15 protein-coding genes and 1 pseudogene are annotated in these 18,532 nt (G+C 50.8%); 13 read left to right on the forward strand and 3 right to left on the reverse strand.

All coding sequences use genetic code 11. From position 1 onward, the window contains the following. Positions 1–23: 23 nt before the first annotated feature. From ABLU87_RS17500 to ABLU87_RS17510, 3 genes are read left to right on the forward strand one after another with little or no spacing between them, the layout of a single operon-like run. On the forward strand, positions 24–851 hold the full coding sequence (locus tag ABLU87_RS17500; RefSeq protein ID WP_122117718.1) for an SDR family oxidoreductase: 828 nt from the start codon (positions 24–26) through the stop codon (positions 849–851). Then, positions 845–1,756 (forward strand): dihydrodipicolinate synthase family protein, encoded by a 912-nt coding sequence (locus tag ABLU87_RS17505; protein ID WP_064378495.1) that lies wholly within the window; start codon positions 845–847, stop codon positions 1,754–1,756. The genes ABLU87_RS17500 and ABLU87_RS17505 overlap by 7 nt, the downstream gene beginning before the upstream one ends. Continuing rightward, entirely contained in the window at positions 1,743–2,174 is a 432-nt protein-coding gene (locus ABLU87_RS17510; RefSeq protein WP_122117717.1) for a heme-binding protein, read from the forward strand. Before ABLU87_RS17505 ends, ABLU87_RS17510 begins: the two co-directional genes overlap by 14 nt. 136 nt (positions 2,175–2,310) lie before the next feature. Here the strand turns inward: ABLU87_RS17510 and ABLU87_RS17515 are convergent, their stop codons facing one another. Next, on the reverse strand, positions 2,311–3,324 hold the full coding sequence (locus ABLU87_RS17515; protein WP_004117622.1) for a LacI family DNA-binding transcriptional regulator: 1,014 nt from the start codon (positions 3,322–3,324) through the stop codon (positions 2,311–2,313). Between the two features lie 210 nt (positions 3,325–3,534). Beyond that, positions 3,535–4,566: a DUF1176 domain-containing protein gene (locus ABLU87_RS17520; protein ID WP_122117716.1), complete on the reverse strand. Its 1,032-nt coding sequence runs from the start codon at positions 4,564–4,566 to the stop codon at positions 3,535–3,537. Positions 4,567–4,947: 381 nt separating this feature from the next. On the opposite strand from ABLU87_RS17520, the gene ABLU87_RS17525 reads away from it, so the two are divergent. From ABLU87_RS17525 to ABLU87_RS17540, 4 genes are all read left to right on the forward strand, one after another. Continuing rightward, positions 4,948–5,742 (forward strand): DNA/RNA non-specific endonuclease, encoded by a 795-nt coding sequence (locus ABLU87_RS17525; RefSeq protein ID WP_224237532.1) that lies wholly within the window; start codon positions 4,948–4,950, stop codon positions 5,740–5,742. 289 nt (positions 5,743–6,031) lie between these two features. Then, positions 6,032–6,355 carry an endoribonuclease SymE gene (gene symE / locus ABLU87_RS17530; RefSeq protein WP_122117714.1) on the forward strand — a complete coding sequence of 108 codons (324 nt, stop codon included), beginning with the start codon at positions 6,032–6,034 and terminating at the stop codon, positions 6,353–6,355. A gap of 146 nt (positions 6,356–6,501) precedes the next feature. After that, positions 6,502–6,936 (forward strand): VOC family protein, encoded by a 435-nt coding sequence (locus ABLU87_RS17535; protein ID WP_004098173.1) that lies wholly within the window; start codon positions 6,502–6,504, stop codon positions 6,934–6,936. A gap of 164 nt (positions 6,937–7,100) precedes the next feature. Beyond that, a complete protein-coding gene (locus ABLU87_RS17540) occupies positions 7,101–7,793 on the forward strand; it encodes a hypothetical protein (protein ID WP_224237531.1) in 693 nt (230 codons plus the stop codon). Positions 7,794–8,024: 231 nt separating this feature from the next. Here the strand turns inward: ABLU87_RS17540 and ABLU87_RS17545 are convergent. Then, a pseudogene (locus tag ABLU87_RS17545) lies at positions 8,025–8,249 on the reverse strand (FosA family fosfomycin resistance glutathione transferase); the annotation flags it as partial. Between the two features lie 252 nt (positions 8,250–8,501). Here ABLU87_RS17545 and ABLU87_RS17550 point away from each other — a divergent pair. The 6 genes from ABLU87_RS17550 to pglX all read left to right on the forward strand — a co-directional run bounded on the left by ABLU87_RS17550 (position 8,502) and on the right by pglX (position 18,453). After that, positions 8,502–9,497, forward strand: coding sequence for a hypothetical protein (locus ABLU87_RS17550; RefSeq protein WP_142927871.1), 996 nt, complete (start codon positions 8,502–8,504; stop codon positions 9,495–9,497). Positions 9,498–9,610: 113 nt separating this feature from the next. Then, complete coding sequence (locus tag ABLU87_RS17555) at positions 9,611–9,850, forward strand: hypothetical protein (RefSeq protein ID WP_142927870.1); 240 nt, start codon at positions 9,611–9,613, stop codon at positions 9,848–9,850. Positions 9,851–9,875: 25 nt separating this feature from the next. Then, on the forward strand, positions 9,876–10,478 hold the full coding sequence (locus ABLU87_RS17560) for a DUF1819 family protein (protein ID WP_122118028.1): 603 nt from the start codon (positions 9,876–9,878) through the stop codon (positions 10,476–10,478). After that, positions 10,475–11,077, forward strand: a complete 603-nt coding sequence (locus ABLU87_RS17565; RefSeq protein WP_086531847.1) for a DUF1788 domain-containing protein — start codon at positions 10,475–10,477, stop codon at positions 11,075–11,077. The genes ABLU87_RS17560 and ABLU87_RS17565 overlap by 4 nt, the downstream gene beginning before the upstream one ends. A gap of 11 nt (positions 11,078–11,088) precedes the next feature. After that, the gene (gene brxC, locus ABLU87_RS17570; RefSeq protein ID WP_196942032.1) at positions 11,089–14,730 is read left to right on the forward strand and encodes a BREX system P-loop protein BrxC; all 3,642 of its coding nucleotides are present in this window, start codon (positions 11,089–11,091) and stop codon (positions 14,728–14,730) included. Positions 14,731–14,775: 45 nt separating this feature from the next. Next, positions 14,776–18,453, forward strand: coding sequence for a BREX-1 system adenine-specific DNA-methyltransferase PglX (gene pglX, locus ABLU87_RS17575; RefSeq protein ID WP_196942033.1), 3,678 nt, complete (start codon positions 14,776–14,778; stop codon positions 18,451–18,453). Positions 18,454–18,532: the final 79 nt, after the last annotated feature.

Below are 18,532 nucleotides of genomic sequence, written 5' to 3' on the forward strand. Positions count from 1 at the left end.
CCACGCAGTGAGGGGAAAGGACAATGGAAGACACGTTATTCTCGGTTAAAGACAAGGTCATCATCGTGACCGGCGGCCTGGGACAGCTGGGGGCGCAGTATGTGAAGACGTTACACGACCGCGGCGCGAAGGTGGCGGCGCTGGCCACCCGCGTCGATGCCGCGCGCGTCGACCGCGTGCTGGGGGCGATTAAGGACTCCGACCGCCTGCTGTGCGCGGAAGTGAATATTACCGATAAAACCAGCATTAACCGGGTGCTGGATAGCATTGAAGCGAAGTGGGGCGTCCCGGATGGCCTGGTCAACAACGCGGGCGTCGACACCCAGCCCAGCGCGCCGCCGGAAGTCTCCGGCCCGTTTGAAGAGTTTCCGGAAGAGGTGTTCCGCGAGGTGGTGGAAGTGAACCTGGTCGGCACCTTCCTGATGACCCAGCAGGTCGGCAAGCGCATGAAACAGGCCGGCAAAGGCGGCTCGATCATCAACGTCGGTTCGATCTACGGCGTGGTCTCCCCTGTGCAGGATATCTATAGCTACAAAAAAGAGGACACCGGCATTCCGTTCGTCAAACCGGTGGCCTATTCGGCGGCAAAGTCCGGGCTGTATAACTTTACCCGCTACTGCGCCACCTACTGGGGGCGCGACGGCATTCGCGTCAATACTCTGACCCTCTCCGGCGTCGAGCGCAGCGATCAGGACCCGCGCTTCCAGAAAAACTACACCAGCCGTATCCCCATCGGGCGGATGGCGAAAGCCCACGAGTACAACGGCGCGGTGGTGTTTTTGCTCTCCGACGCCTCGGTCTATATGACCGGTTCCAACGTGGTGGTGGATGGAGGCTGGACCGCATGGTAAGCGATAAATGGCAGGTTTTTCGCGGCATTATCTCCGCCGTGGTGACGCCGATGCACGCCGATGAGTCGGTGAACTACTCGGCGCTGGACGCTCTCGCCCGCGCCCAGCTGGCGCGCGGGGTTGAGGGCTTTTACTGCTGCGGCTCCTCCGGGGAGGGGCCGTTGCTGCGTTTCGATGAGCGCCGGCAGGTACTGGCAACGCTGGTGCAGTCGGCGGGCGGTCGCGTGCCGGTGATCGCCCACGTCGGGACGCCGCGCACCCGGGATGCCGTCGAGCTGGCGAAGCACGCCGAGCAGGACGGCGCCAGCGCGGTGTCGCTGGTGCCGCCCTACTACTACAAATATAGCCGCGAGGAGATTATCGCCTACTACCGTCGAGTGCTGGACGCCATTTCGATTCCGGTGATTTTGTATAACATTCCGCAGTTTACCGGCGTCGAGCTGGATGCCCAGAGCGCCGACGCGCTGCTCGGCGATGAGCAGGTTCTGGGGGTGAAGCATACTTCGCATAACCTCTATTCGCTGGAACGGATGATCGCCCGCTACCCGGAGAAAGTCTTTTTTAACGGTTTCGATGAGATCTTCCTTTCCAGCCTCGCGGCGGGCGCGACGGCCACGGTTGGCACCACGGTTAACCTGCAGCCGGAGTTGTTTCTCGCCCTGCGCAGCGCTTTTCAACAGGGCGACATCGCCCGGGCGCAGCGCCTGCAGCAGCAGATCAACGAGGTGGTGGAGCAGCTGGTCGCGCGCGGCGTGTTCCAGTCGGCGAAGTATCTTGCCGCGAAAGAGAGCGTCGATACCGGCCCCACCCGCGAGCCGTTTGTGGCGCTGACGGCGGCGCAGAAAGGCGAGCTGGATGACCTCTATCTGCGCTTACGGGGGTATATCGCCGATGCCGGACAATGACGCGCTCTGTCCCAAGATCCGTCTGAACGATAGTGTTGTGTGCCAGCAGGTCGCGCGGTTTTTACAGGAGACGGAAAGCGATGCGCGAACCCGGGGGCTGGCGGTGGCGGTTGTCGGGCCGGAGGGCGAGCTCATCGCCTTTGGCGCGCACGCTCGCTGCCCGCCGCTACCGCGCCAGCTGGCGCAGCGCAAGGCCTGGAGCGCCCTGCGCTTTCGCCGTCCGACGGCAACGCTGGCGCAAGAGGTCAGCGCCGGCGCCCTGCAGCTGGCGGTATTTAACGACCCGCAGCTGCTGGCGATGCCGGGCGGCGAGCCGGTGATCGTCGACGGGCTGGCCATTGGCGGCGTCGGGATCAGCGGCCTGCCACCGGAGCTGGACGCCGGGCTGGCGGCGCGGTTTGTTCAGCGATTGACTTGATGAGGGATCGTTAAGGGTTCCCGGATTGCGGCGCCCGCGCCTTATCCGGGCTGCCAGCGCGCGCAGGATGCGGTATCTGTAGCCCCGGCCAGCATAGCGCAGCCGGGGATTGACATGTTCACACAAGCCGTGTCATTTACTGGCTCCGCTGCTTCTCCACCGACAGCGGGCGGTGAATCAGGGTCATCGGCACGGTGATCTTCACATCGGCATTTTCCCCCTGCAGCTTCTGCTGCATCAGATGAAACGCGTGCTGCGCCCAGGCGTCCTCATCCTGGCGCATCGACCACACCGCGTTCGGCAGAAATCCCAGCATCTGATGTTCATCGAAGGTGCCGATGGGAATATCCGACGGAATAAAGCCGTAGGTTTCCCGCAGCGCGCTCAGCGTCCCTTCCAGAATGGGCAGAGAGGAGGCGATAAACGCCTTCGGCGGCTCGCGGTGCTGACGCAGAAAATCGAGCATCAGCTGTTTGCCCTCTTCCTGACGGTTATGGCTGGCGGACAATATCCACTCCTTGCCGGCGGGCAGCTCGCTCAGGTAGCCCTGCAGACGACGCTGGATCGACGGCTGCTGGGTATCCCCGGCGATAAAAAAAATCGGCGAGACGTCCACCGCCTGGGTCATCGCCTGCACCAGCTTTTTGCTGCCGTTGTAGTTATCGCTTACCACCAGCGACACGTCGCTCTCGCCAAAATCGCGGTCGAGCAGCACCAGCGGCCGCTTGCGCGCTACCTTCTGGTGATGCAGCTGCGTTTCCCGGGTAGAGGGCACCACGAAGAGCCCGTCAACGTTGCGCGCCAGCAGTCCTTCAACCAGACTGTTTTCATGCTCGCTGTCGCTGTAGGTGCAGGCAATCATTAGCTGATACCCCGCCTGACGGCAGCAGGCTTCGAGCTTTTCCGCCAGGGTGGAGAAAAACAGGTTGGATAAACGCGGGATCACCAGCCCTAAGGTCTCGGTTTTATTGAGCTTCAGGCTGCGGGCGATATGGTTAACGACCAGCCCGTTCTCGGCGATGTAATCATTAATACGCTGCTGCGTTTTGGCGCTGATGCGATACTGCTCAGCTTTGCCACCCAGCACCAGGCGCACGGTGGTAATCGAGATTTCCAGCGCCCTGGCGACTTGCTCAACGGTTTTGGCCATAAACTCATTTTCCATAACGAACAGAACGGCTTAATCATAAACTAATTCGAGTTAGCAATACATTAGCCGCGCTGTTATTTTGAACAAGGCGTCAGTTTTCTGACGCCACTGGCGCTGTCGATCGCGATCCCGCTACGCGGAGGATCGTTAAGATCCTTCCCTGTCCTCTCTGTCGCCGTGTGTGCCGGGAGAGATTCTGGCCGCGTGATTTCACTTTGCCGGTTTAACCTCGGTCACCCAGGTGGGAAGATCCCATGTCCCGCCGAGGCGAAGATAGCGGCACATCCCGGTGGTCGCTTCACGGCTTTTGCGGAACGTTGTGCCATCCCAGAGCCAGCTCGCCGTCCCCCAGCAATCGCCGAGCCCTCGCCCTTTCTGGCTCATAAAAATCTCGCCGTCACCATACTCAGAACCGGAGACCGTGATAAGCGTCGGATTGCCCTCAAGTTTACTATCCACAACCCAATAGCCATATCCCTCGTTATAGGCCGCCCGCCAGCACAAGGCCGAAATCAGGGAATGCGCGTTATCCAGCGGCGTCAGACTGATGGTTTCAGGCTCCTGTCCCTCCTCAGGCTGGAGGCGATCGCACCAATCATCATTATTTAGCGTGGCCAGAAGCTTAGGCTTGAGCACCGCCAGCTCAGGCGCGGTTAACGCTCTCTCCTGCGCCTTCTCAGGCATGACCCGGTGAATGACCGGGGCGGGAATCGCCGCCCGGACGCTGCTTTCCGGCCCGTCGCCTTTTTTGGTCAACGCACCCGGCGTGCCGATTCGCCCCTGAACATCGTCCATTTTCAGCAGTACCGCGTAAGCGCCTTCGCCGGAAAGCTCAAACGGCGCCTCCCCGCCTGTAAATTCGACCTTCCCGCTGCCTTTGATGGCGTTAACGATCGCCCGGGCCTGTTTCTCCGACAGCGGCCAGCTCTCTTTTTCGGGCTTCACATCGCCTGCCGGCTGGCCGTTGATCCACAGCGTCAGTTTGCCCGGCAGAACGTCGCTGTCGGTCACCTCCGCCAGCATCAGCTCTCCCGAGACGGCGGTGCCCGCTCCGGCCTGCCGGGTCAGCAGCACCGAACCTCCGCTTCCTTCTTCAGCGCTGTATCCCGCCGCCCGGCAGGTCAGCGTGTTATCGCATACCACTTCCCAGTCTTTGTGGCTGAATGAAACGCCTGTTTTCGCCAGCGCGGGGAGACTAAGTACGGCCAGTGCCAGCACGCCTCTCAAGAGTTCCTTTTTCATACCTTCTCTCCTTAATCGGTCATCCGCGTAGTCTGAGTAATCCTCCTCGCAGAGAGAAGTGTTTTCCCCTGCCGCGACATTTTTTCAGACAACGACATGGATGCCGCACCGCTTTACGCTTCGCTGGACATATTCCCCGTTCAGCCCGGCTGAAAATAGCGGGCTTGAGAGTCTGGTCACCTCATTCAACATCATTTCCAGAGTCACAAAATAACATCCGCCGTGATGTTAAATCATCTTGTGATATTCCGCGCGGCTGCGACCGGCTAACTCTTTTTACGCTCTCACTTCATCTTTGCGATTCATAGCTGAATTCCGCTCTGGTTATTCAGGGGGTTCTTTTATGCATCGGTTCATCTTTTCTTTGACGTCATCAATAATATGAAGCTATCCCGAGTATTCAGCGTTCTGCCGTCGCTATTTTTTGCCGTCGCGTGCGCTGCCGCATCATCCGGCGAGGATCATTGTGAAGTGGGCTGCCCGACCGGCGGAAGCGCGCAGACGCTGGTTCGCGAAGCCTATACGCTCAATAACAACAGCCAGCGCAAATTCGCTAATTGGGTGGCGTATAAAATCACCAAAGCCAGCCTGGCCAGCGGGCGTTCGCGCAGCTGGAAGCGCGATCCGGATTTACCCGCTGCGGATACCCTTGCCCCCGCGGCATACAAAGGGGCCAGCGCAGCATTGGCGGTCGATCGCGGGCATCAGGCGCCGCTCGCCGGGCTCGGCGCCAGCGCAGACTGGCAGGCATTAAACTATCTTTCCAATATCACCCCGCAGGCCTCCAACCTGAATCAGGGGGCGTGGGCGCGGCTGGAGGATAAGGAGCGCGCCCTCGCCGAGCGCCGCGACGTGGCGGCGGTGTGGTCCGTTACCGGGCCGCTGTTCGAACGGCATATCGCCACCCTGCCCGCCGCGCCCGAGGTGGAGATCCCCAGCGGCTACTGGAAGATTATGTTTATCGGCTCCAGTCCGGATAAAGGCGAATACGCGGCGTTTTTGCTGGATCAGGCGACGCCCAAAAGCGCCAGTTTTTGTGATTATCAGGTTACGGTGGACGAGATTGAGCGGCGGACTCATCCGGCGCTCTCGTTCTGGTCCGCCCTGCCGGCAGGTATCGCCCGCCGCCTGAAGTCCCGGAAGGGTACGCTGGCTAAAGAGATGGGGTGCCCGTAATTGGGCATGGGCATCCTGTTGCGCGCATTATCTCGCTTTTATTTTTTGAATCTGCTTTGCGGTTATTTCAGCAATATCAGGAAAGTCATTTTCCACAGATGCTAATTAATAGAAACACGCATTCTGTTAATTCTTAATTCGCGGTTAAAGGCTTTTATTATGTCCGATTAAAGTCTGGACTTTATTTTTATTACTGGTTAGGTTTACAGGTGTTATTTAGCGCGGTGCGAATGTGCGCCAACACACCCGCACCGCTGATCACAATTACTATTTCGCGAGAATAGCAACCATGACTAATGCTGATTGTATTGTAGATTCGTTTGATCCAGAAGTGTCGCCGAAAAATAAGCGTCAGTTGACGGTGAGTTATGTGAGACGTCTGCCAGATCGTCGTCTTGTTCCGGCGCTGATCATGAAGGGCGAGTGGCTGGCGGCGGCAGGGTTTTCGACCGGCACCCGGGTGGAGGTGCGGGTGATGGATGGCTGTATTGTGCTGACGGCGGTTGAGCCGGAACCGGAGCTGGAAGCCGCGATGCGCAGGGTGGAGGAGCTGTCGGCCAGGAAGCAGAAGCAGGTCAGAGAGTTTATCGGAGTGATTGGGGGACGGGGTTGAGGGATCAGGATTGCGGTGACAGACAGGATTTTAATGTCATGCTCTATATCGCCACTCCGGATCTGTACTCATCCATCAAATCCGTACAACGCTCTTTTTAGATAACGGATAAATACCTGTTAATACGACTGAATGAGGAAACCATCATGGAGACTTACCGATTACATCGCGGCAGGCTTATCGACCATATCCAGCTTGTGGTAAATGATTTCGAGGCCAGCAAAGCGTTTTATACAGCCGTGCTGGCGGTCCTTGAGATCCCTGTCGTGAATACCTACGACGATTATTTTTGGGCTGATGAGCTTGTTGTTTCATCCATTAATAGCCCCGGTTCCGCAGGTAAGCCGACAGGACGCCATCATCTGGCTTTCCAGGCCAGGGATCGTGAGACGGTGGATGCTTTTTACCAGGCAGCGCTGGCACACGGCGGCAGTGATAACGGAGCGCCCGGTGAGCGAACTTATCACCCGGGCTACTACGCGGCCTTTGTACTCGATCCCGATGGTAACAATATCGAAGCGGTTTACCATGGCGAGGGGGAACGCAGTGCGGCATCGGTGGAGATTGGCTTCAGTCTTTAAGTATAACGGCCTCCGGGCAGGGCCGTATTGGGCGGTTGGCATTAAATCAGACCAGGAGCCAGCCCATGAATTAGCCATATCGAAGCCCTCATAATAATGAGGGCTACATAAAATAAATTCAGTGTTGTAAATTCATTACGTATTCATTTTATAAAGGAATAACGATGGGAGCCATTAACGAGATAGATATTGCAAAGCTGGTTTTGCTACCCGCGATTTTATATGTGGCTAAAAAGATCATCGACTGGGCGGGAAAAGTGATGTCCAGCCCGCCAGCAAAGCGAAAAATCCGCTTCGAAAAGGTACCTATTGAAACAAAAATAGAGGTGCTGAATAAAATCGCTGAGATAGCGAACGCTGAAATACCCGACACTAAACTCTCGAGGACGCATCAGACGGTACAAATAAAGTTTTTGTATGAGCAGATCGGGATTACTCTTCCTGTCTGGCACGCCCATCAGCTGATCGCGTTTATCGCTGATAAAAATATCGGCTCATATGATGTACGATTAATGAGTTTCCTTAAAAACCCATCCTTTTATCGTTGTGAAGAAAATCATTTTTCTGTAGATGCTGAAAAAATAAAAAAATTTCACATCGTTAGTGGAGGTTTCTGGCTAATTTCAATCGTCATTTTTGCCTGCGCCTGGTGGACAACAATACAATCGTTACTGGCCAGCGGGGCTGTAAATTCAGCTATCGCATTTTCACTGTTTTACTTTATTTCCGCTATTGTGGTCACTGGCTTTATCTTAAGCCAGGTTGGAGAAACCTGGCAAAGCGCCAGATTCGCCAGGCTGTTTGAAAGGTGGTGTGAGGATGAAGCGCGGGTGGATAGTGGGGAGCGTGTGTGCTAGCCATGTCGGATTCAGAAGAACAGACGCCTCAACAGGAGCTTTTCAAATGATGAAATGCAGATACAAAAAAATATTTTAGTGGACTGATTGGGGGATTTGGTGCGAAGGCCGGACTCGCCTTTTCGTTTAATTTGTTGAAAATTAATGGGTTGTGAGATTTTATTTTGAGGATTTGCCCCCAAAATGGGACATAAAATTGAATACTGCGTGGAAGATCAAAAAGTTGCGTGATTATTTTCCAGATCCGAAACGCATTCCAGAGTAAGGCTTCTCACGGCATTGTGCCAGTCGAGATGCTAAATCTCCCACATGTAGCTCAAGCTTGTGGCCATCCGGGTCAAGAAAATAGAAAGATTGCCCTTCGCTTTTATTATCTTTCCAAACCGTCACTCCCGCCTGTTTCAGCTTACACGAGAACGGCTCAAAATCCTCTGGCGCAATACTGAATGCGTAGTGGTGAAGTCGCTAAACTGCCATTCTATGACAAGCCATGAGTAAACTGTGTACAGGGTGATTAGTAAGACATGGTGGAGGATAAGGCAAAAAATTAATACACAAATAGTTGCCGCCGCACTAATATGCGGAGAAATAAACTACTGCAAAAGTTCAATATTTTTCGGAGATATGTCATTAGAATAGGTATGGGATTATTTCATTACATATCAAGCAGTATTAGCTTGATACCTAGAATAAATTTTGGGGGAAATCATGGTTGGTAAAAGAAAATTTGTATCTGAATTTTCAGTGAGCATTACTTCTAAAGGATGGCTGATGTTCACTCCTGATCAGCTGCATGCTGATGGTAAGATGAATGATGAGCTCCAAGAAGTTGCTGACAATAGCCATATATACCTCATCTGTAAAAAGCCAAAAGCAACATGTTGTAACGAGCAACCTATAATCCACAATGGCCTTGTTTCTGGTAAAGTGTCTAGTCGGATCAAAGGTAAAGAAATAGTTTCTGAATATACTTTTCCATTTGAATTTGAAGATAATGAGGTTAGTTTGAATGTAGCAGATTACCCACATAAAAAAATTCAGACGCTCAAGTCTGATGGCTTATGGGAGAGATATTGGCCGAGCGATGTATTGGCTTTATATACTGGAAATGATATTTATCGTAACTTCGAGGTTTTATATGTAGGTCAAGCATTTGCTGAAGGAAAGAGAAATGCAATTGACCGGTTAAAAAGTCATTCTACACTCCAGAAAATTCTTGCTGAAACAATGAGTGACTATCCAGATGACCAAGTATCTATTTTTAATTTGGTATACGATGATTATATACTTTTAACTTCTTTCGATGGACGAGACAAAACTAGTATTACCGGTAAAGAAGACAATATTCGTCTCAAAAGCATAATAGACAATCTTTTATCCCAAAAAGAAGTAATTTGCTTAGCCGAGGCCGGGTTAATTAGATATTTCCAACCTAAATATAATGCCATTTATAAAGAAAGTTTTCCTGCTTCAGATCAGAAGATACTTTCAGGTTGTTTTGCGCTCGATTTTTCTGGTTTATCAGTAGAAATCGAATTGAGCCAATCACCTTTCAGATTATATTCTGATAAAATTAAATCCCGTTATCATCATATTGCTGCATTTAATTTATCTGATGAAGAGGAGAGACTTGGTTTCTTTACCTTAAGTGATGGCGTTACAGAAACTAACATACTTGGTAATGTTATTAAAATGGAAAAATAAAATCTGACTGATGATATTAGGCGGTATGCACCGCCTTTTTATAGGTGATCAGGCAGTATTAAGACAGGATCTTAATATATTTAATCAAACATTTAACTTAAGCATGTCTTTCTATGGAACTTGAATCTCATCTGACTCAGAATGTTGAGGCTGACCGTAAGAATAATACTAGTAAAATGAGTATTAAATCTCCAATCGGCGGTTTCAAGCTGGCTACTCAGGCGATGGTAAGCATCAATGCTCGGGCTCATGATAATCCTTCAAGCCTTACCCTCTCACAAATTGCCATTTCTCATGGCATCCGGCCCCTTCCCCCATTACAATCATCGTTTGTTTTTTTGCGAGCTGCATAGCAGTCTTCAGAGGGTAGATATGACGATGAAAAACGACAAGGCATGGATTGGAGACCTGCTAGGCGGGCCGCTGATGAGCAGGGAAAGTCGAATCATCGCTGAGCTCATGCTTACCAATCCCGATGAACAGACCTGGCAAGAGCAGATCGTGGGCCATAACATTCTCCAGGCTTCCTCTGCCAATACGGCGAAGCGCTATGCCACAACGATAAAACTACGCCTGAATACGCTTGATAAAGCGGCATGGTCACTTATTTCGGAAGGGAGCGAGCGCGAGCGTCAGCAATTACTGTTTGTCGCGCTGGTACTCCATTCACCGGTTGTTAAAGACTTCCTGGCTGAGGTGGTGAACGACCTGCGTAGACAGTTTAAAGAAAAGCTGCCTATGGATAGCTGGGATGAGTTTGTGGCTAACCATCTTCGCCAGCAGCCCGTACTCACTGGTTACTCAGATTCATCCATCAAAAAAATGGGTAACAACCTGATCAAAGCCTTGGCTGAAGCGGGTTATCTGGATACACCACGCCGACGTAATCTACAGTCCGTCTTTCTTTTACCAGAAACTCAGGCGACCTTGCAGCGCCTCGGGCAACAGGAATTGGTTTCTATTCTGGAGGGGCAACGGTGATCGATCCCGTGCTTGAATACCGCCTGTCACAGGTTCAGAGCCGCATTAGCGAAGAGCGCTTTCTTAAAAACAACGGCTCAGGTAATGAGATTGGGTTCTGGATTTTTGATTATCCTGCTCAGAATGAGCTGCAGGTACGTGAACATCTCAAGTATCTGCTCCGTAATCTGGAAAAGGACCACAAGTTCGCACACCTCAACATCTTTCAGATCATTATCGAGATGCTCACCGAACGTGGGCTATTTGAGCGCGTCTGTCAGCAGGAAGTGAAAGTCGGTACCGAAGCGCTGAAAAAACAACTCGTTGGCTTGTTGAATCAGAAAAAGATCGCGGATTACATAGCAAAAAAAGTCGATCTTCAGAATCAAGAATTTGTCATCCTGACAGGCATGGGTAATGCCTGGCCGCTGGTTCGTGGCCATGAGCTGATGAGCGCCTTGCAGGACGTGATGGGTTTTACCCCTCTGTTGATGTTTTATCCAGGAACCTATAGCGGACACGATCTCTCCCCATTGGCGGGCATTGATTCCCGAAATTATTATCGCGCCTTCAGGCTGGTACCCGAAAGCGGGCCTGCGGCGACATTGAATCCTCGTTAAAGAGCACAGCAATGAATATTGAACAGATCTTTGAGAAACGTCTGGACCGAAATATTAATGGCGTTGTGAAAGCCGAACAGACGGACGATGCCAGTGCCTGGATTGAGCTTGATGAATACGTCATCACCCGGGAACTGGAAGGACATCTTCGCCATTTCTTCGAATCTTATGTTCCGGCAACCGGTCCGGAGCGCGTACGCATGGAAAACAAAATTGGCGTATGGGTTTCAGGGTTCTTTGGCTCAGGTAAATCACACTTTATCAAGATCCTGTCGTATCTGTTGTCTAACCGCAAAGTCAGTCATAACGGTACAGAACGTAATGCATACTCCTTCTTTGAAGACAAAATCAAAGATGCTCTGTTCCTCGCTGATATCAACAAAGCGGTCCATCATCCGACGGAAGTGATTCTGTTCAATATTGATTCTCGTGCTAACGTCGATGACAAAGAAGATGCCATCCTTAAAGTCTTCCTGAAGGTGTTTAACGAACGGGTTGGCTACTGCGCTGATTTTCCGCACATCGCCCATCTGGAGCGTGAGCTGGCAAAACGCGGCCAATACGACGTGTTTAAGACCGCATTCTCCACTATCACTGGTTCAAGCTGGGAAAAAGAGCGCGATTCCTACTATTTCATCAGCGATGAAATGGCAGAAGCCCTAAGCCAGGCCACAGGTCAAAGCGTTGACGCCTCGCGTCAATGGGTGGAACAGCTGGATAAGAACTTCCCATTAGATATCAATAATTTTTGCCAGTGGGTCAAAGAGTGGCTGGATGAAAACGGCAAAAATATCCTCTTCATGGTGGATGAGGTCGGCCAGTTCATCGGTAAAAATACGCAGATGATGTTGAAGCTACAGACTATCACTGAAAACCTAGGTGTGATCTGCGGTGGACGCGCATGGGTTATTGTTACCTCCCAGGCAGATATCAATGCGGCCATTGGTGGGATGAGCAGCCGCGATGGACAAGACTTCTCTAAAATCCAGGGCCGCTTTTCAACTCGCCTGCAGCTTTCAAGCTCCAACACATCCGAAGTTATCCAAAAACGTTTGCTGGTGAAAACCGATGCTGCAAAACCCGCGCTGGCGAAAGTCTGGCAGGAAAAAGGCGACATTCTGCGCAACCAGCTTGCCTTTGATCCTACAACCACCGCTTCTTTGCGCCCCTACACCAGCGAAGAAGAATTTATTGATAACTACCCCTTTGTCCCGTGGCACTACCAAATTCTGCAGAAGGTTTTTGAGTCTATTCGGACCAAAGGTGCCGCCGGTAAACAGTTAGCCATGGGTGAACGCTCACAGTTAGAAGCATTCCAGACTGCGGCACAGCAGATCGCCCCGCAAGGTCTGGATTCTCTGGTGCCGTTCTGGCGTTTCTATGCCGCGATTGAAAGCTTCCTCGAACCGGCGGTCAGCCGTACCATCACTCAGGCCTGTCAGAATGGCATTCTTGATGAGTTCGATGGCAACTTACTGAAAACGCTGTTCCTGATCCGCTATGTCGATGTGCTGAAGAGTACACTCGATAATCTGGTCACCCTTTCCATTGATAAAATCGATGCTGATAAAGTCGATCTGCGCCGTCGCGTTGAAACAAGCCTGAACAAGCTGGAACGGGAAATGTTGATTGCACGTGTTGAAGACAAATACGTGTTCCTGACCAACGAAGAAAAAGAGATCGAAAACGAGATCCGCAATGTCGAAGTCGATTTCTCTGCAATCAATAAAAAACTGGCATCGATCATCTTTGATGACATTCTAAAAAACCGGAAGTATCGCTACCCGGCGAATAAGCAGGATTTTGATATCAGCCGCTTCCTGAACGGGCACCCGTTGGACGGCGCGATGCTTAACGATCTGGTGGTGAAAATCCTCACGCCAAAAGATCCGACCTATACGTTCTATAACAGCGATGCCGCCTGCCGTCCTTATACTTCGGAGGGTGATGGCTGTATTTTGATTCGCCTCCCTGAGGAGGGGCGCACTTGGACCGACATTGATTTAGTCGTTCAGACCGAAAAATTCCTCAAGGACAACGCCGGACAACGCCCGGAACAGGCCAGCCTGCTTTCAGAAAAAGCTCGCGAGAACAGCGTTCGCGAAAAAATGCTGCGCGTCCAGCTAGAGTCGCTTATTGCCGAAGCAGACGTCTGGGCGATTGGCGAGCGCTTACCGAAGAAATCTTCGACGCCGTCCAGCATCGTGGATGAAGCCTGCCGCTATGTGATTGAAAACACGTTTGCCAAGCTGAAAATGCTGCGTCCATTCAACGGCGATATCGCACGTGAAATCCATGCACTGCTAACGGTGGAGAATGATGCGGAGTTGGATCTGGGCGAACTGGAGGAATCCAATCCTGACGCGATGCGTGAAGTGGAAACCTGGGTCAGCATGAACATTGAATTCAATAAACCGGTCTATTTACGCGATATTCTCAACCACTTTGCCCGTCGTCCTTATGGATGGCCAGAAGAAGAAGTGAAGCTGCTGGTTGCTCGCCTGGCACGCAAAGGCAAATTCAGCTTCAGCCAGCAAAATAATAATATCGAGCGTAAGCAGGTGTGGGAGTTGTTCAATAACAGTCGTCGCCACAGCGAGCTGCGTCTGCACAAAATTCGTCGTCACGACGAATCACAAATTCGCAAAGCCGCCCAAACCATGGCGGAGATTGCCCAACAGCCGTTTAGCGAACGTGAAGAACCCGCACTGGTCGAACATATCCGTCAGGTCTTCGACGACTGGAAGCAAGAGCTGAATGTCTTCAGAGCGAAAGCTGAAGGTGGAAACAATCCAGGCAAAAATGAGATTGAATCAGGTCTGCGCCTGCTGAATTCCATTCTTAGCGAAAAAGAAGAGTTTGCTCTGATTGAGAAGGTCACCACCCAGGCAAACGAATTGCTGGATTTCAGCGAAGATCGCGAAGATTTGGTCGATTTCTACCGCAAGCAGTTCTCCACCTGGCAAAAGCTGGGGGCTGCGCTGAACGGAAGCTTTAAATCCAACCGCAGCGCACTGGAAAAAGACGCTGTGGCGGTAAAAGCGTTAGGTGAGCTGGAAAACATCTGGCAGATGCCGGAGCCTTACAAGCATCTCAATCGCATCACGCCGCTGATTGAACAGGTTCAGAACGTTAACCATCAGTTAGTTGAACAGCACCGCCAGCACGCTCTGGAACGTATTGACGCCCGCATCGAAGAGAGTCGTCAACGCTTGCAGGAAGCGCATGCCACATCGGAGCTGCAAAACAGCGTTCTGCTGCCGATGCAGAAAGCCAGAAAACGCGCTGAGGTCAGCCATTCGATTCCGGAAATTCTGGCGGAACAGCAAGAGACGAAAGCGCTGCAAACGGATGCTGAGAAGAAGATTAACCAGTGGATCGACGAGCTGCGTAAAAAGCAGGAAGCCCAGCTACGAGCAGCGAATGAAGCTACACGCGCTGCAGAATCACAACAGACCTATGTTGTGGTAGAAAAACCCGTTATCCAACCGGTACCGAAAAAAACACATCTGGTGAATGTCGCCAGCGAGATGCGCAAAGCCACCGGTGGTGAAGTGCTGGAAACCGCCGAGCAGGTGGAAAAAGCGCTGGATACGCTTCGTGCTGCCCTGTTGGCAGCCATTGAGGCAGGTGACCGGATCCGTCTTCAGTAACCCCCATTTCAGGGCAGCGTTCTGCTGCCCTTTGCAGGATTTTCTATGAATACCAATAACATCAAAAAATATGCTCCACAGGCTCGTAACCAGTTCCGCGATGCGGTGATCCAGAAGCTGACCACATTGGGGATTGCCACCGATAAAAAAGGCAATCTGCAGATTGCAGATGTCGAGATCGTCGGCGAAACCGTGCGCTATGGCCAGTTCGACCACCCCAAATCCACCCTCACCCGCCGCGATCGTCTGGTAAAACGCGCCCACGAGCAGGGCTTTGACGTACTGGTTGAACACTGTGCCTACACCTGGTTCAACCGCCTGTGTGCCATTCGTTATATGGAAATCCACGGCTACCTTGACCACGGCTTCCGTATGCTCTCGCACCCGGATAATCCAACCGGCTTTGAAGTGCTGGACCATGTGCCGGAAGTGGCGGAAGCGCTACTGCCGGAGAAAAAGGCGCTGCTGGTCGAAATGAAACTTTCCGGCAACCAGGACGAAGCTATCTACCGTGAACTGCTGCTGGCGCAGTGCCACGCCCTGCACCGTGCGATGCCGTTCCTGTTTGAAGCAGTCGACGATGAAGCTGAACTTCTAATGCCGGATAACCTGACCCGTACTGACTCGATTCTGCGCGGTCTGGTGGACGGTATTCCGGAAGAAGACTGGCATGATGTTGAGGTTATCGGCTGGCTGTATCAGTTCTATATCTCTGAGAAAAAAGATGCGGTTATTGGCAAGGTAGTAAAGAGCGAAGATATTCCTGCCGCCACCCAGTTGTTTACCCCGAACTGGATTGTGCAGTATCTGGTGCAGAACTCCGTCGGTCGCCAGTGGTTGCAGACCTACCCGGATTCGCCGCTGAAAGGCAAAATGGACTACTACATTGAGCCAGCCGAACAGACGCCGGAAGTGCAGGCACAACTGGCAGCCATTACGCCTGCCAGCATTGAACCGGAAAGCATCAAGGTGCTCGACCCGGCCTGCGGCTCCGGACATATTCTGATTGAAGCCTATAACGTGCTGAAAAATATCTACGAAGAGCGCGGCTATCGCGCTCGGGATATTCCACAGCTGATTCTGGAAAATAATGTTTTTGGTCTCGATATCGACGACCGTGCTGCCCAGCTTTCCGGCTTTGCATTATTAATGATGGCCCGTCAGGATGACCGCCGGATATTCACCCGCGACGTGCGCCTGAATATTGTCTCCCTGCAGGAAAGCCTGCATCTGGATATTGCTAAACTGTGGCAGCAGCTGAACTTCCACCAGCAAAACCAGACTGGCAGCATGGGAGATATGTTTGCCGAAAATACCGCATTAGCCCATACCGACAGTGCAGAATATCAGCTGCTGATGCGCACGCTGAAGCGCTTTGTGAATGCCAAAACGCTGGGCTCGCTGATTCAGGTGCCGCAGGAAGAAGAAGCGGAACTGAAGGCGTTTCTCGATGCGTTGTACCGTCTTGAGCTGGAAGGCGATTTTCAGCAGAAAGCCGCAGCGAAGGCGTTTATTCCGTATATTCAGCAGGCGTGGATACTGGCACAACAGTATGACGCGGTGGTGGCGAATCCGCCCTATATGGGTAGTAAAGGAATGAATAGTGACCTGAAGGAATTTGCCAGAAATAATTTCCCGGACAGTAAGTCTGATTTGTTCGCAATGTTTATGCAATATGCATTCTCTTTGCTTAAAGAAAATGGATTTAATGCGCAAATTAATATGCAGTCATGGATGTTCTTGTCTAGTTATGAAGCACTACGCGGTTGGTTACTGGACAATAAAACATTTATCACGATGTTACATTTGGGGGCTCGAGCTTTTGGACAAATTTCTGGAGAGGTTGTACAGACAACTGCTTGGGTGATTAAAAACCAACACTCCGAACGTTACCAGCCTGTATTTTTTAGACTTATAGATGGTAAGGAAGAAGTAAAAAAAAGCAATCTACTTCTAAGGAAAAATATATTTGAGAAATTTAAACAGCACGATTTTAAAAACATACCAGGAATGCCAATAGCATATTGGATAGACTTGCCGAGTCTATTATCTTTTCGCCATCATAAAAAACTTGGAGAAAAAATATCATTAAAAGCAGGTATGTCCACCGGTGATAACATTAAATTTCAAAGATATTGGCACGAGGTTTCAATAGAAAAAACTCTTATCACAAATAAAGAGTCAAATACAAAAATCGACATTCATAATATCAAATGGTTTCCTTGTAGTAGTGGAGGTGAATATCGAAAGTGGTACGGTAATAACGAAATAGTTGTAAATTGGGAAAATAATGGATACGAAATACGAAATTTTAAATTTGAGAATGGAAAAACTCGCTCTGCCGTAAGAAATGATGAATATTACTTTAGAGAAGGTATAACCTGGTCAAAAATAAGCCAAGGTAATTTTTGCGTGAGATATCGTCCAGAAGGGTTTGTTTTTGATGATACAGGCCGTTGCGGCTTTTCAAATAACAAAAATGAGTTGCTTTACGCTGCGGGACTAATGTGCACTCCGGTTGTAAACCATTATTTATCAATTCTATCCCCCACACTTAGCTTTACTAGTGGTGAATTAGCCTCAGTACCATATCCAGAAATTGAAGATGAAATTATCGAATTAGTCACCAATGCTATTGAAATAGCTAAAAATGACTGGGACTCTCAAGAGCAATCATGGGATTATGTTTGCTCACCATTATTTGAACACAATTCAACTCAATTGCTACGGAAAATCTATAAACAAAAAATCAATACAAATATCAAGTTAGTCGAAACTCTTCTCCTAATAGAAAACACTATAAATAATATTTTTATAGATAAATTACGACTAGACAAAACTGTAATTAAAGCTGTATTGCAAAGTGAAATAACACTATTATGTAACCCAAACTATCGATATAAAAATATTCAAGATCATACAGTCCTAACCAATAAGTATTACACGGATATCACTATAGATATCTTAAGTTACACCATCGGCTGCATGATGGGCCGCTACTCCCTCGATCGTGAAAGCCTGGTCTACGCCCACGAAGGTAACAAAGGTTTTACTGAACTGGTCGCTGAAGGCGCCTACAAAACCTTCCCTGCCGACAACGACGGTATCCTGCCGCTGATGGATGACGAATGGTTTGACGATGACGTCACCTCTCGCGTCAAAGAGTTTGTGCGCACCGTCTGGGGCGAAGAGCATTTGCAGGAAAACCTCGACTTTATCGCTGAAAGTCTGTGTTTATACGCGATCAAGCCGAAAAAAGGTGAGTCTGCGTTGGACACCATCCGTCGCTATCTTTCCACCCAGTTCTGGAAAGATCATCTGAAGATGTACAAAAAGCGCCCGATCTACTGGCTGTTCAGCTCCGGTAAAGAAAAAGCGTTTGAGTGCCTGGTCTATCTGCATCGCTACAACGACGCCACACTGGCGAGAATGCGTACCGAATATGTGGTGCCGCTGCTGGCGCGCTATCAGGCCAATATTGACCGCCTGAACGAACAGGTCGATGGTGCCTCCGGCGGCGAAGCCACCCGTTTGAAGCGCGATCGCGACAATCTGAGCAAGAAATTCAATGAGCTGCGCAGCTTCGACGATCGCCTGCGTCACTATGCTGATATGAGAATCAGTATTGATCTCGACGACGGCGTTAAGGTTAACTACGGTAAGTTTGGCGATCTGCTGGCGGATGTGAAAGCCATTACCGGCAATGCGCCTGAGGTGATGTAAGTCAGATAGCATACCTTCCCACACCACCGGGCTTTAGCCCGGTGGTGATCTCGATACGGGAAACCAGCCTTATTCAGGC

The sequence above is a fragment of the Klebsiella sp. CB_Kp196 genome (genome assembly GCF_040061575.1).
GTDB classification, from domain to species: Bacteria; Pseudomonadota; Gammaproteobacteria; order Enterobacterales; family Enterobacteriaceae; genus Klebsiella; species Klebsiella michiganensis.